The sequence below is a fragment of the Curtobacterium sp. MCBD17_035 genome (genome assembly GCF_003234815.2).
GTDB lineage: Bacteria > Actinomycetota > Actinomycetes > Actinomycetales > Microbacteriaceae > Curtobacterium.
Genome location: NZ_CP126279.1, coordinates 1,230,797 through 1,243,822 on the forward strand (window position 1 = coordinate 1,230,797; position 13,026 = coordinate 1,243,822).

Annotated in this window: 13 protein-coding genes; 3 read left to right on the forward strand and 10 right to left on the reverse strand. The window is 74.6% G+C overall.

Annotated elements, in window-relative coordinates; genetic code table 11:
• Positions 1–2 precede the first annotated feature (2 nt).
• The 4 genes from DEI93_RS05880 to DEI93_RS05895 are packed head-to-tail and all read right to left on the reverse strand — an operon-like array spanning position 3 to position 3,677.
• Positions 3–1,073, reverse strand: a complete 1,071-nt coding sequence (locus tag DEI93_RS05880; RefSeq protein WP_111119429.1) for a phosphotransferase family protein — start codon at positions 1,071–1,073, stop codon at positions 3–5.
• Positions 1,070–2,017 (reverse strand): DUF7064 domain-containing protein, encoded by a 948-nt coding sequence (locus DEI93_RS05885; protein ID WP_111119428.1) that lies wholly within the window; start codon positions 2,015–2,017, stop codon positions 1,070–1,072. Before DEI93_RS05885 ends, DEI93_RS05880 begins: the two co-directional genes overlap by 4 nt.
• A complete protein-coding gene (locus DEI93_RS05890; protein ID WP_111119427.1) occupies positions 2,014–2,874 on the reverse strand; it encodes an enoyl-CoA hydratase/isomerase family protein in 861 nt (286 codons plus the stop codon). The genes DEI93_RS05885 and DEI93_RS05890 overlap by 4 nt, the downstream gene beginning before the upstream one ends.
• Positions 2,871–3,677 (reverse strand): enoyl-CoA hydratase/isomerase family protein, encoded by an 807-nt coding sequence (locus DEI93_RS05895; protein WP_111119426.1) that lies wholly within the window; start codon positions 3,675–3,677, stop codon positions 2,871–2,873. Before DEI93_RS05895 ends, DEI93_RS05890 begins: the two co-directional genes overlap by 4 nt.
• 77 nt (positions 3,678–3,754) lie before the next feature.
• Here DEI93_RS05895 and DEI93_RS05900 point away from each other — a divergent pair, with 77 nt between their 5' ends.
• The gene (locus DEI93_RS05900) at positions 3,755–4,417 is read left to right on the forward strand and encodes a hypothetical protein (protein ID WP_111119425.1); all 663 of its coding nucleotides are present in this window, start codon (positions 3,755–3,757) and stop codon (positions 4,415–4,417) included.
• Positions 4,418–4,459: 42 nt separating this feature from the next.
• Here DEI93_RS05900 and DEI93_RS05905 read toward each other — a convergent pair whose 3' ends face one another.
• From DEI93_RS05905 to DEI93_RS05915, 3 genes are read right to left on the reverse strand one after another with little or no spacing between them, the layout of a single operon-like run.
• The gene (locus tag DEI93_RS05905) at positions 4,460–5,482 is read right to left on the reverse strand and encodes an MBL fold metallo-hydrolase (RefSeq protein WP_111119424.1); all 1,023 of its coding nucleotides are present in this window, start codon (positions 5,480–5,482) and stop codon (positions 4,460–4,462) included.
• 41 nt (positions 5,483–5,523) lie between these two features.
• The gene (locus DEI93_RS05910) at positions 5,524–6,165 is read right to left on the reverse strand and encodes an FMN-dependent NADH-azoreductase (protein ID WP_111119515.1); all 642 of its coding nucleotides are present in this window, start codon (positions 6,163–6,165) and stop codon (positions 5,524–5,526) included.
• Positions 6,166–6,175: 10 nt separating this feature from the next.
• The gene (locus DEI93_RS05915; RefSeq protein WP_181436013.1) at positions 6,176–6,838 is read right to left on the reverse strand and encodes a QsdR family transcriptional regulator; all 663 of its coding nucleotides are present in this window, start codon (positions 6,836–6,838) and stop codon (positions 6,176–6,178) included.
• A gap of 63 nt (positions 6,839–6,901) precedes the next feature.
• Here DEI93_RS05915 and DEI93_RS05920 point away from each other — a divergent pair, with 63 nt between their 5' ends.
• Positions 6,902–8,131 carry an acyl-CoA dehydrogenase family protein gene (locus DEI93_RS05920; RefSeq protein WP_111071764.1) on the forward strand — a complete coding sequence of 410 codons (1,230 nt, stop codon included), beginning with the start codon at positions 6,902–6,904 and terminating at the stop codon, positions 8,129–8,131.
• Positions 8,132–8,150: 19 nt separating this feature from the next.
• Here DEI93_RS05920 and DEI93_RS05925 read toward each other — a convergent pair whose 3' ends face one another.
• Together DEI93_RS05925 and DEI93_RS05930 are read right to left on the reverse strand one after the other, a co-directional pair.
• Positions 8,151–10,280 carry a S9 family peptidase gene (locus tag DEI93_RS05925; RefSeq protein ID WP_111119423.1) on the reverse strand — a complete coding sequence of 710 codons (2,130 nt, stop codon included), beginning with the start codon at positions 10,278–10,280 and terminating at the stop codon, positions 8,151–8,153.
• 75 nt (positions 10,281–10,355) lie between these two features.
• Positions 10,356–11,237, reverse strand: a complete 882-nt coding sequence (locus tag DEI93_RS05930; protein ID WP_258372195.1) for a patatin-like phospholipase family protein — start codon at positions 11,235–11,237, stop codon at positions 10,356–10,358.
• A 130-nt stretch (positions 11,238–11,367) separates the two neighbouring features.
• Here DEI93_RS05930 and DEI93_RS05935 point away from each other — a divergent pair, with 130 nt between their 5' ends.
• Positions 11,368–11,958 (forward strand): DoxX family protein, encoded by a 591-nt coding sequence (locus DEI93_RS05935; protein WP_111119422.1) that lies wholly within the window; start codon positions 11,368–11,370, stop codon positions 11,956–11,958.
• Between the two features lie 12 nt (positions 11,959–11,970).
• Here the strand turns inward: DEI93_RS05935 and DEI93_RS05940 are convergent, their stop codons facing one another.
• A complete protein-coding gene (locus DEI93_RS05940) occupies positions 11,971–12,999 on the reverse strand; it encodes an NADPH:quinone reductase (protein ID WP_111119421.1) in 1,029 nt (342 codons plus the stop codon).
• Positions 13,000–13,026: the final 27 nt, after the last annotated feature.

Below are 13,026 nucleotides of genomic sequence, written 5' to 3' on the forward strand. Positions count from 1 at the left end.
CGTCAGGTCAACGGCTCGGTGCGCGCGGCGTCCGCGGCCCTCAGGAAGGCACTGACCTTGCCCGTACCCGCGTAGTACGGGTCGCCGTCCCCGCGCTCGTGGCGGCGGCGGCTGTACTCGTAGAGCACCGCGAGTTTCCAGTTCGCGAGCACGACGTACCACCGGAGGTGGTCGAGGGGAGCGCTGGTCGCATCGGCGTACCGCGCCACGAGCGTGCGAGCGTCGGGGAACCCGGGCGCACTGCTCGCCGCGCCGAGTTCCTGCACGGGCGTCGACGGGCCCCCGGGCCCGGACCAGGACGCGACGAGGTACCCGAGGTCCACGAGGGGATCACCGACGGCGGCGAGCTCCCAGTCGAGCACGGCCGCGACCCGCGGGGCGTCCGGCGCGAGCAGCAGGTTCCCGAGTCGGTAGTCGTTGTGCACCAACGCGGCCCCCGACTCGGCCGGCGCGTGCTCGACCAACCACGCGTCGACGTCGGCGAAGGCGTCGGGCGGGGAACCGTCGGGCTCGGCGACGAGTCGTGCGAGGCGGTCCCGCTGCCGGAGGTTCGCGCCGTCGGGTCGGCCGCGGAGTCCGAGCGTGTCCCACGGCAGGCGGTGCAGCGCGGCGAGCCGGTCCACGAGGTCGTCGGCGAGTGCGGCGCGGGCGGCGGGCGTCGACAGCCCCTCGGGCAGGTCCGTCGTGACCACCGGACCCGCCACGTACGACATGGCGAAGCACGGCACGTCGAGCACCGTGCCGGCGTCGGCCGTCGCGAGCACGCGTGGCACGGGTACCGATCCGCCGGCGTGGCTGCCCACCGCCGCGATCACGCGGGCCTCGCGGAGGACGTCGTTCGCGCCGGGGGGCGTCGGCGGTGGGGGTGGGCGTCGGACCACGACGCGCTGCCCGGCGTCGTCCTCGACGAGCCAGGTGACGTTGGCGTGGCCGTCGCCGATCGGCCGCACCGACACCCGGGAGTCGGTCAACCCGGCGTCGGCGAGCCACCGCCCGAGGGCCGCGGTCGTCGTCGCGTCGACGGCGGTCTCGGTTCCCGCGCCGGTGGTCCCGGCGGTCGCACCGTCGCTCACGCGTCGTCCCCGCGCAGGTGGGCGAAGTAGTCCGTCGGCCACTCGACCTCGAACTGCCCGGCGCCCCGCTCGCCGTCGATGCGCGCCACGCACCCACCCTCGAGCACGGTCGTCCCCGTCCGCTCGTCGGGCAGGTGCAGCACGCCGAAGACGTCGAGGTCGAGCGTCGTCGTGCCGCCCTCGACGTCGTGCAGGACCGCGTGGAGTCGGCGTTGCTCGTACCCGGCGCCGTAGCTCGTGTCGTCCTCGATGCGCGAGACGGGCACCGGCCGGCCGTCCCGCAGGACGTACCCGGCGAACCCCCACCGCCCGGCGGCGATCCACGTCCACCCGTTCACCGCGCGCCCGGAGGGCGTGTACGCCACGAGCCACTTCCAGTGCTGGGGCGCACGCCAGTCCCGCAGACCCCACGAGTGGTCGCGGTGCCCGATCGGCCCGAGCTCGAACGCGTGGTCGTCCGCGCGCACGTGGCCACGGACGGCACCGGTCTGCTCGATGCGGTCCTCCGCGAACCAGGACGGCAGGCCGTCGGGGGCGTCGCGGAAGCTGAAGGCCTCGTGCAGGGCCGTGAACGTCAGGTCGAGCTCGATGCGGTCCGTCCGCACGACGACGTCGGCCGTGCACAGCGGATCCCGGTGCCGGACCGTGAGACCGCCGACGGTGAAGTCGTCGAGGTCCATCGCCTCGGCCACGCGCCCGCCGCCGAACTCGCGCACGGTCGGCGCGGCGTCGCCCCACACCACCACGTTGTAACCCGCCGCCCCCGTGCCCGTGACGAACAGGTACACCTGCACCGCCAGTCGTTCCTCGGGCAGCACCGTCTGGTAGAAGACGCTGTCCCGCATGCGCGCCCCGGGTGCCGGTCGGTGCCGCAGGTCATCCGTCGGCAGCAACGCTCGGGAGGCCCGGAGCACGTCCGCCCCGTCGCTCGCCGCAGCGCTCACGCCCGGTCCCCGAACGCCTGCCGGACCGCGACCTCGTACGACGGGGTCTCCCCGGCCCTCCCGAGCGATCGCTTGCCGATGCGCGTGCCACGGCGGTCGGGGCCCGCGTACGCCGTGGCGAGCGCGACGGCCTCGGCCTGCAACGCGGCCACGGCGTCGTCGGCGGTCGTGTCGACGATCCGGTCGAGCAGCCCGATCGCCAGGGCTTCGTCCGAACGGACGACCCGACCGGTGAACGCCAGCTCGGCGGCCATGCCGGGGCCGACGACGCGGGGGAGCATCCACGACGTCCCGAGCTCGCCGATCGAGAAGCCGACCTTGACGAACGCCGCGTTGAAGGAGGCACGCCGCACACCGAGCCGCACGTCGGCCGCGAGCGCCAGGGACAGGCCACCGCCGGAGGCAGCGCCGTTCACCGCGGCGACGACCGGGAACGGCAGGTCGTGGAGCGCCTGGACGGCCTCGCTCGCGGTGTCCTCGATGTCGAGGAACGCCGGGACCGTCGTCGCGCGCAGGGCCGGGAGCGCGGCGAGGTCGTACCCGGCGCAGAACGCGCGGTCGCCGGCGCCCGTGAGCACGAGCGCGCGCGTGCCGTCGCGCCGCAGGTGCCGCGCGGCCTCCCCGATCTCGCGGAAGACGTCGGCGTCCACGGCGTTCATCCGCGTGGGGTTGTCGATGACCAGGCGGCTGACACCGGCGTCGAGGTGCTCGAGACGGATGCCCTGCCAGGGGTGCGCGTGTCCGGAGCCGGTCGCGCCGCTGCCGGGCGTGCCGTTTCCGTCCGGGACCGTCGGCAGGCCCGTGCTGTCACCAGCGACGGTGCTGCCGGTCGTGCGTTCGGTGGAGTTCGGCGTCATCGGTTCGAGAACGACGCCTGGCGCTTCTCGAGGAACGCCTCGAGCGCTTCCGCCATGTCGGAGGTCCGGGTGAGCAGGGTCTGGCCGCGGTTCTCGAGCTCGAGCGCCGCGTCGTACGACGGGACCTCGAGGTTGGCCTGCATCGCGCGCTTCGACAGTCGGACGCCCACGGGGGAGTTCGCGGCGATCGTCCGCGCCAGCTCGAGCGCGGCGGCGTCGACGTCCGGCACGACCCGGTTCACGAGACGCAGGGCGGCGGCCTCGTCGGCGTCGACCGCGCGGGCGGTGAACGCGAGGTCCGCCGCGACCGCGGGGCCCACCAGTCGGGGGAGCAGCCACGACACGCCGTACTCGCCGGCGGAGGTGCCGAGTGCGGTGAACGACGCCTGGAACACCGCATCGGGCCCGGCGAGCCGGATGTCGGCGACGAGCGCGAGTGCCAGGCCCGTCCCGGCGGCCGGTCCGCCCACGGCGGCGACCACGGGCACGCGGAGGGCGCGGATCGCCGCGAGTGCGTCGGCGGTGCGCTCCTGTCGGTCGAGGTCGTCCGGGACGGTCGCGTCCGTGCGGTCCGCGGACTCGGCGACGTCGTAGCCCAGGCTGAACGCGGATCCCGAGGCGCCGATCACCAGGACCCGGACGTCGACGTCGGCACGGACCGCGTCCGCCAGGTCCTCGAGCGCCTGGACCATCGCGACGTCCAGCGCGTTGCCGGCGTCGGGTCGGTCGAGTGTGGCGACGACGACGCCCGGCGCGGGGCGCTCGACGCGGACGGGCGCGGGATCGGATCCAGGGCTGCTCACGGGTCGAGACTAGCCCGGCCACGGGAGGCCCGAACGGGGGCGCGGCGCCCCTGTGGACGGCGGCCTAGGGTGTCCACATGCGCAGACGTCGGGGTGGCATCGTCGGGATCGTGCTCGTGGTGGCGTACGCGGCGCTCCGCTTCGGGTTCCTCGCGTACCGGGAGCACGAGGACGGCATGTCGACCGTCGGGATCGTCGAGAGCCTCCTCGTCATCGCGCTCGGGGTGTTCGTCCTCATCGAGGTGGTCCTCGCCGTGCAGCACGCCCGCACCCGCGCCCGTGAGCGGGTGCTCGCCGAGCGGCACCCCGGTGCGTTCACGGCCTCCGTCCTCGTCAAGCGCGGCACCGCGGCCGAGGTCGACCGCGCCGCGGGCCTCCTCGGCGTGCGACCCGAGCGGCGGGCGCCGCGGAGCGCGGCGGGGACGCTCGTCGCCGACCAGCACGGGATCGGCCTGTACGTCGGTGGCGGGACGCCGACGCTCCTCCTCGGGGTCCCGCGCGCCGCGGTCGGTCAGGTGGGCACGGGGACCACGTCCTCCGCCAACCGCTACGGCGTCGGCACGGTCGAGGCGCTCCGGGTCGTGGTCGACAGCGGCGGACGCTGGACGACCGTGGACCTCCCGGTGTACCGGCGCGTGGTCGGGTTCTCGGTGGCGCTCCACGATGACGCACTGCGCGAGGTCGTCCGCTCGGTCGCCGCGGCGGCGCAGGTGCCGCTCGACGCCCAGGTGCGCGGCTGACCCGTCCTCGAGCCCTGCGTCGAGGCCCGTGTCACGGCGGCGTCAGGCCGGTCGGATCTCGTCCGACCGCCCGAGCAACCGTGCGTGGAACGCGGTCTGGGCGAGCGCGGACGCGAGCAGGTACCCGGTCATCGACGCGATGCCCCCACGGAACGGCACGTGCGCCGCGACCTCGAACAGCGTGGGGCGGTCGAGCGTGTCGAGTGCCGCGGCGACGTGCTCGCCCCGTTCCCGCCGGTGGTCGGCGAGCGTCGCGGCCCGGGCGCGCACGTCGCGGAACCGGTACTCGTGTCCGGGACACACCTCGAGCTCCGCGAGGTCGGCGAGTCGGTCGAGCGACGCCAGGTAGTCCTCGAGCGGGTTCGTGTCCGTCCGACCCCCGAGCCCCAGCCCGGAGTTGATCCGCGGGAGCACGTGGTCGCCGGTGAACAGGAGTCCGTCCGGCGCGTCGACGAAGCACAGGTGTCCGGTCGTGTGGCCCGGCGTCCACAGGGCCCGGAGTTCGCGCCCCGCGACCGGCAGGACGTCCCCGTCCTCCACGAGCAGGTCCGCCTCGACGTCCGGGAGGCGCCGCCCCGTTCCCCAGGCCCGCACCAGGCCGGCGCGCAGCGGCTCCGGCACGCCCCAGCGTGCGATGTCCTCGTCGTCCCGCCGACGGTCCTCGTCCTGGTGGCGGATCGCTCGCGCCTCCGCCGGGTGCATCGCGACCCGCGCGCCGGAGGCGTTCCGGACGGCCGCCGCCGCGCCGAGGTGGTCGACGTGCAGGTGCGTCACGGCGACGAGTCCGACGTCGTCGAGGGTCCGACCGATCGTGGCGAGGCCGTCCCGGAGCACCGCGAGCGTCGGTTCGGTGCCCCAGCCCGGGTCCACGACGACGAGCGACCCGTCGGCGGCCTCGAGCACGTACGTGAGCGTGGAGTCGGGGACGCCCGCGGCGAACGGGATCGCGAGGGTCCAGACGCCGTCCCGGACCTGCTCGACGGGCGGCAGGGTGCCCGCGGCGAACGCCTCGGCCTGCAGGGTGCTGACGGGGGTGGGCGGACTGGTCGGCGCCGGGGTCGTCACGACGGCAGCCTAACGGCGCGTCCTCGGCGCGACCGCGGGTCTCAGCCCAGCGAGCCCCCGAGCCGCGCCAGTTCGCGCTCGGCCTCGGCGAACTCCGCTCGGGCACGCTCCCGGTACGGCGCGAGCGCGGGGACGGTCTCGGCGAGGGTCGTGCTCGCGGTCACGGTGTGGACGTCCATGCCGAGTGCGGTCCCGAGGATCAGCTCGAGCACGGGCGTTCCGTGGTCCCAGCCCTCGGTCGGGGTCCCCGCGTCGTAGGCGCCACCGCGGGTGACGACCACCACCGCGGGACGCCCGGCGAGCGGGCCGGTCGACCCGGCGTCCGGCACGAGCACCCCGGGCAGGTGCACCCGGTCGATCCAGGTCTTCAGGGTCGACGGCAGCGAGTAGTTGTAGAGCGGCGCCCCGACGAGCAGGACGTCCGCGGCGAGCAGCTCGTCGACGACGGACTGCAGGAGCTCCTGCGATCCGGCGGGGACGTCCGCGCCGGGCCGGCGTTCCGCGGCCGGCCAGTGCAACGCCGATGCCTCGAGGTGGGGGAGCGGGTGCACGTGCAGGTCCCGGTACGTGACGGTGTGGTCGGCACCACGAGCCCGCCAGGCGTCCGCGAACACCGCGGTGAGGGCACGGGACCGCGACGCGGCGAGGTCGGCGGACGAGTCGAGGTGCAGGAGCGTGGGCATGGTCGCCACGCTATCCGGCGGCCGGGTCGGACGGGCGCGGGGTGGTCGGCGCGGACGGACGGAGGACGTACTCGAAGGCGGCGCGAGCGCGGTCGGCGTCCGGCGGCTCGCCCGAGATGAGGTCGGCGTACGAGAACGACTCCGAGATCCGGACGAGCAACGATGCCACCTCGCGTGCCGACAGTGGCGCGGGATCGAAGCGCGCCGCGGACGATTCCTCGTCGATCAGGGTGGCGACGACCGCGACGAGCCGGCGCTGCACGTCGCTGTCCGTGGTCGTGAGCAGTCGCAGCGCGCGCGAGGGCTCCCGCGTCAGGAACACGCGGAAGTACGGCGCCTCGATGAGGTCGGCCGTGAACCGGGTCAGCACGCCGACGATCCGGGCGGCACCGGTGGTGGTCACGGCGCGGTCGGCCGCGTCGAGCGTCGGCACGGCCAGGGACCACAGCACCTCGGACAGCAGCTGGTCCCGGTTGCCGACCCAGCGGAACAGGCTCGTGCGGTCGACGCCGAGCTCGGCGGCCAGGCGGCCCATGTCGATCCGCTCGCCGTCCACGAACCGGTGTCGCGCGGAACGGAACGCGCGGAGGGCGTCGGGATGGGCCTCCAGACGGGCGGAGAGGGTGCTCGGGACGAGCGCCGTGCCGTGCTGGCCGAGCCGCGCCTCCCGCATACCGTCCACCACCGGAGCCTACGCGTGTTGCAACGTTCCTCAGAACGATGCACGATGGGGGTCATGTCAACGACGACCCCCGCCGCCGCTGCACCGCTCGACACGACCGAGCGCGTGCAGCGGGCCCACCTCGAGGCCGACTTCTACCGCTTCCAGGACGACCTCACGGACGTCGAGCGCGAACGCGTCCTGGCGCTCCGCGCATTCATGGAGGACCGGGTCGCCCCGATCGCCGACCGCACGTGGGCGGACGCGGAGTTCCCGACGCACCTCATCCGGCCGCTCGCCGAGACCGGGGTACTCGGATCCGGGATCCCGCTCGTCGCCCGGTTCGAGAACTCGGCGGTGTACCGGGGGTGGGCGGCCCTCGAGATGGGCCGCGTCGACGCGGGCATGGCGACCTTCGTCGGCGTGCAGTCCGGCCTCGCCATGAACGCCATCGCCGTCGCGGGCAGCGAGGACCAGCAGCGCGCATGGCTGCCGCGCATGGCCACCGGCGAACTCGTCGGTGCGTTCGGCCTGACGGAACCGCGCTCGGGGTCGGACTCGGCCCGCGGTCTCCGCACCACGGCCCGACGCGAGGGCGACACCTGGGTCCTCGACGGCGAGAAGCGCTGGATCGGCAACGCGACCTTCGCCGACGTCGTCGTGATCTGGGCGAAGGACGTGGCCGACGGGCAGGTCAAGGGATTCCTCGTGACCACGGACTCGCCGGGGTTCACCGCCACGAAGATCGAGGACAAGATCTCGCTCCGGACGGTGCAGAACGCCGACATCGTGCTCCGCGACGTGCGTGTCCCCGAGGAGCGGCGGCTGCAGCGTGCCCGGTCGTTCCGCGACACCGCGGCGGTGCTCCGGCTCACCCGGTGCGAGGTCGCGTGGCAGGCGATCGGCATCGCCGTCGGTGCGTACGAGGCCGCCCTCCGGTACGCGCGGGAGCGCGAGCAGTTCGGCAAGCCGATCGCGCGGCACCAGCTGGTGCAGGACCTCCTGGTCCGCTCGGTCGGCAACATCACCGCCTCGATCGCGCTGTGCACCCAGGCGTCGGCGCTGCAGGACCGCGGCGATCACCGCGACGAGTTCTCCGCGCTGGCCAAGGCGTTCGCGACGGCGCGGATGCGCGAGACCGTCGGCTGGTGTCGCGAGGTCCTCGGCGGCAACGGCATCGTCCTGGGCGCGGGCGTCGCGCGGTCCTTCGCCGACGCCGAGGCGATCTACTCGTACGAGGGCACCCGCGAGATGAACACGCTCATCGTGGGACGTGCGATCACGGGGCACGCCGCGTTCGTGTGACCGCTGCCGCCCGGCGTCCTCACCCGAGCAGTTCCGGCCGCTCCCAGGCCTCGCCGAGCACGTGCTGGGCGAGGAACGCGAACACCGTCTCGTACCAGACCTTCGCGTGCTGCGGCGTGAGGATCCAGTGGTTCTCGTTCGGGAAGTACAGGAACCGGTGCGGCATGGTGCCGTCGGGCTCGGCGTGGTGCTCGGCCAGCTCCGACCAGAGCCGCAGCCCCTCGCCGATCGGCACGCGGTAGTCCTTGTCGCCGTGGATCACGAGCATCGGTGTCGTGATCGCTTCCACGGACCGGTGCGGGTCGTTCTCGGCCATGCCCTCGGCCGTGAAGATGGACTGCCAGTAGTACGACGCGTCGGTGGTGCCGGCGAACTGGTCGAGCGCCCAGAGGCTCGCGTGCGTGACGATCGCGTCGAAGCGGTCGGTGTGCCCGGCGACCCAGTTCGCCATGTAGCCGCCGAAGGAGCCACCCATGGCCGCGGTGCGGGTCTCGTCGACGTCGGGCCGCGCCACGACGGCGTCGGTGATGGCGAGGAGGTCGGTGTAGGGCGCCTGCCCCCAGGCGTTCCAGCCGCGCGCGATGAACTCGAGGCCGTACCCCGTGGACAGCGCCGGGTCCGGCAGCAGGACCGCGTAGCCCCGCGCCGCGGCGACCATGGCACTCCACCGCCAGCTCCAGGCGTTCCAGCTGCTGAGCGGTCCACCGTGGATCCACAGCAGGAACGGCGCGGGCGCGTCGGCCGACGCGCCCGGCGGCAGGACGAGCCAGCCGCGCACGCGCGTGCCGTCCGCGGTCGTCGTCTCGACCTCCTCGACGCGGCCCGGCACCGCGGGCAGCGGCGCGGGGGTCGGCAGGGCGGTCACGGTGCCGTCGGGGTCGATCCGGACCGGGTGCAGCGGCGCCGCCCAGGAGGACCGGAGCGCGACGACGACGCCGGTCGCCCGGTCGACCGCCACCCCGGTGTACGCGTGCTCGTCCGTGGTGCGCTGTTCGACGGCGCTCCCGTCGAGCGGGATCCGGAACACCGGCGCGCGGCCGTCTTGGTCCGCGGTGGCGATGAGGGCGCGGTCGTCGGCGTCGAACACGAACTCGTTCGCCCAGCGGTCCCACTCCGTCGCGATGCGTCGGGCGTGGCCGCCGTCGAGGTCGGCCACCCAGATCTCACGGTCGGCGGGCCCGGCCGGGGTGTCCCGCGGGGCGCGCACCCAAGCGATCGTCGTGCCGTCGTGGCTGACGGCCGGCATCTCGTGGAACACGTCCGGCTCGTCGAACAGCGTGGTGCGCTCGCCGGTCTCGGTGTCGATCGCGACGAGCACGGCCCGGACACCGCGCTGCTCGTGCACCGTGAGGGCCGCCACGAGCGTGCGGCCGTCCGGTGTCAGCGCCTGCCCGGCCGTGTCGGCGGAGCGCCCGGGGAACGGCGTGAGGTCGCGCGGGCGCGGGAGGTCCGCGGGGTACTCGGCGGTGACGGCGACCGGTGCGTCGGCCACCGCGACCTCGTCCGGGGCTGCGGTGCCCGGTGCGACGGGAGCGTCGAGGGTCTCGTGCAGGTCGCCGAGGTCGAGCGCCAACAGGTGCGGCTCGTCGGGTCCGAGGTCGTGGTCCCAGAAGCGGACCGGGTGGGTCTCGTGCAGGATCGCCGCGACGGCGTGCTCCTTCCGGGCCGCGCGGAGTTCGGCGTCGCGTTCGAGCAGGCGCCCCTCGGCGTCGTTCGCACCCGGGAGCAGCCCCGCGCTGATGACCACGGTGTCGGCCTCCCGCGCGGTCGCCGCGATGCCCGCACCACCGGCGAGTCGCGTGACCGCCCGGGCCTCGCCGCCGGCGGCGGGCAGGAGCCACACCTGACCGGCCTCGGTGTCCTTCGCGGCGTCGGCGTCCGGACGGGCGGAGACGAACAGGACGTCGCCGTTCCGGGTGAACGCGACGCCGCTCTCGCCCTTCGCCGAGCGGGTGAGCCGCACCGGCACGCCCTCGCCCGACGTCGGCACGGACCAGATCGAGCGGGTGTACCCGGTCCGGTCGTGGTCGAGCGTGCTCACCGTGAGCGCCACGCGCGTGCCGTCCGGCGACAGCGCGATGCCGTCGACACGGGGGAGCGCCACGAAGGCGTCGAGGTCGGAGAACGGTGTGGCGTCGTCGTTCGGCATCCACCCACGCTATCGGAGGGCGGCGACACGGCCTCGGAGTCGGCCGATCCGACCGAGCGCCAGCGGACCGATCGCTCAGCCGACCCAGAAGTCGCGGACGCGCGCGGCCACGGCGGCCGCCTGCGCCCGACCGGCGTGCGCGGCGGGGGCCCGGGTCGACAGCGCCAGGACGTTCGTGCCGTAGGCGGCCTGGCTCGTGGCGTCCGCGACGACCACCTCGACGGCCGAACCGTCGTGCCGCAGACCGGCCACCGCGCGGTCGAGCCACGGACCGGTCGGGCTCGGGTCCTCCGCCCTGCAGGCGATGACGAGCACGCGCTCGTACCCCGCCGCGGCGTCCGCGTTCGTCCCCGAGCGGGCGCCGCCGTCGACGTACGGGCGGCCGTCGACGGTCACCGGGGACCACACGAGGGGCACGGAGCAGCTCGCCGCGATCGCGCGGGTCAACGGGACGCCGTCGGCGGCGGTGAGCACCCGGAACGACCCGTCGGTCGCGTCGACGGTGGTGATGCCGAGGGGCGCGTCCGGCCACGTGTCGGCGGGGAACGTCGCGCGGAACGAGGCGATGCGTTCCTCCTGGCTCTGTCCCGACGTCACGGTGCGCGCGAGGCGACCGATGCGGGCGCGAGCGTCCTGGTCGCCCGTGGCGCCCTGGAGCGCGGCCACGAACTGCGCGCCGATCGCGGCCCAGTCGGGCGAGGCCGGTTCCTCGTAGTCCCACGGCACGTCATCGACCTGCTGACCGTAGGCGTCCGCGACGCCACCCGTCCGGAGCAGGGTGCCCACGACGCTGCCGGCGCTCGTCCCGACCACGAGATCGGCGTCGGCGAGCGGGATCCCGGCCTCGAGCAGCCCGCTCAGGAGCCCGAGCTCCCACGCGATGCCGGCGACGCCACCTCCGCCCAGGACGATCGCGGTGTGCTGTGGGCGGTCGGTCAGGTCCGGCAGGTCGGTCACCCCTCTTGCCTACCGCATCGTCCTCGGGGAGTCCGGAGCGTCGACCGGCGGGCGCGTGCCGGAGAGCGTGAGTACGTTCGGCGACACCGGCCCGCGTGGTGCGGGCCCGTCGACACCAGGGAGGAACTCCATGCGTCATCCGGGAACCACGGCGGCGACCACCGCAACGACCCTGCTCCGCGTCGCCCTCGGGGCGGTGCTCGTCGCGCACGGTTCGCAGAAGCTCTTCGGGGCGTTCGGCGGTGGTGGCATCGAGGGCACCGCGCAGGGCATGCACGCGATGGGCTTCCGGCCGGCGAGACCGCACGCCGTGCTCGCGGGGCTCGGTGAGGCGGGGTCGGGAGCGGCGCTCGTGCTGGGGCTCGGGACCCCCGTGGCCGGTGCCGGCGCGGCGACGACCATGGGCACGGCGGCGAGCATCCACGTGCCGAACGGGTTCTTCAACGCCGACGGCGGGTTCGAGTTCCCCGCGTTCCTGGGATTCGCCGCGTCGATGTTCGCGCTCGGTGGGCCGGGAGCGGTCTCCCTCGACCACGCGACCGGGCACGTGTTCGACCGCCCGTGGATGCGCGGCCTGGCCCTGGCGGCCGTCCCGGTCGCGATCGCCGTGCAGGTCACGCGCCGGAAGCGGGCGCTCGCGGCGGACCAGACCGAGCCTCCGGCGGAGAGCACGGCCGAGACGCCGGAGGCGGCGGGGTCCTCGGACCCCGAGGAGGGCTGACCGCGCCCCGCCTCACTCGGGCTGGACGTCGATGAGCACCTTGCCGACCGCGTCGTGCTCGACGGCGTCGTGCGCGTCGGCCGTCCGCTCGAGCGGGAACCGCGTGATCGGGAGGCCGTGCTCCTCGCCGACGGGCAGCGCCCCGTCGCGCAGGGCCGCGGTGACGTCCTCGACCGCCGCGCGGAGCGCCACCTCGCCCATCGTGTAGAGCAGGACGAACTGGTACCGCGCGTTCAGGGCCATGTTCGGCCGGACCTGCAGCGTGGCCTCGTCGCCCCCGTTGTTCGCGTACATCGCGATGACACCGCGGGTGGCGAGCACCTGCGCGTCGAGGTCGGCGTTCTGCGGGATGGCCACCTCCACCACGATGTCGACGCCGTCCGGCGCGAACGCCCGGACCTGGTCCGCGGCGTCGTCGTCGTGGTAGTTGACGGTCGCGTGGGCGCCGGCCGCGGTCGCGAGTGCTGCTTTCGCGGGGCTGCTGATCGTCGAGGCGACACGGGCACCGGACCAGGCGGCGAGCTGGATGGCGGCGTGCCCGACGGCACCCGCGCCACCGGCGACGAGCACGGTCCGTCCCGCGAGCGCCCCGGGACCGAGACGTGTCGGCCCGTCCTCGTGCACGGTGAGCGCGCGGTGCGCGGTCAGTGCGGGGACCCCGAGCGACGCGGCCACGTCCCAGTCGACGCCGTCGGGCAACGCCGCGACACGCTCCCGTGGCAGGACGGTGTACTCCTGCGCGGTGCCCGTCGGACGCTGCTGCGCGGAGAGGAAGGTCCAGACACGGTCACCGACCACCAGGCCGTCGACACCGTCGCCGAGGGCGTCGACCACGCCTGCGCCGTCCTGGTTGGGGGTGACCTCGGGGAACGGCAACCGAGACCCGTCCGTGCCGCCGCGCCGCGACTTCCAGTCGGTCGGGTTCACGCCGGAACGGACCACCCGGACGCGGACCTCGCCCGGACCGGGCTCGGGGACGTCCCGCTCGACGAGCTCGAGGACGGAGGGGTCACCGGTGTGGGTGTAGACGATCGATCGCATACCGGCAGGCAACCACGCGGACGCGCC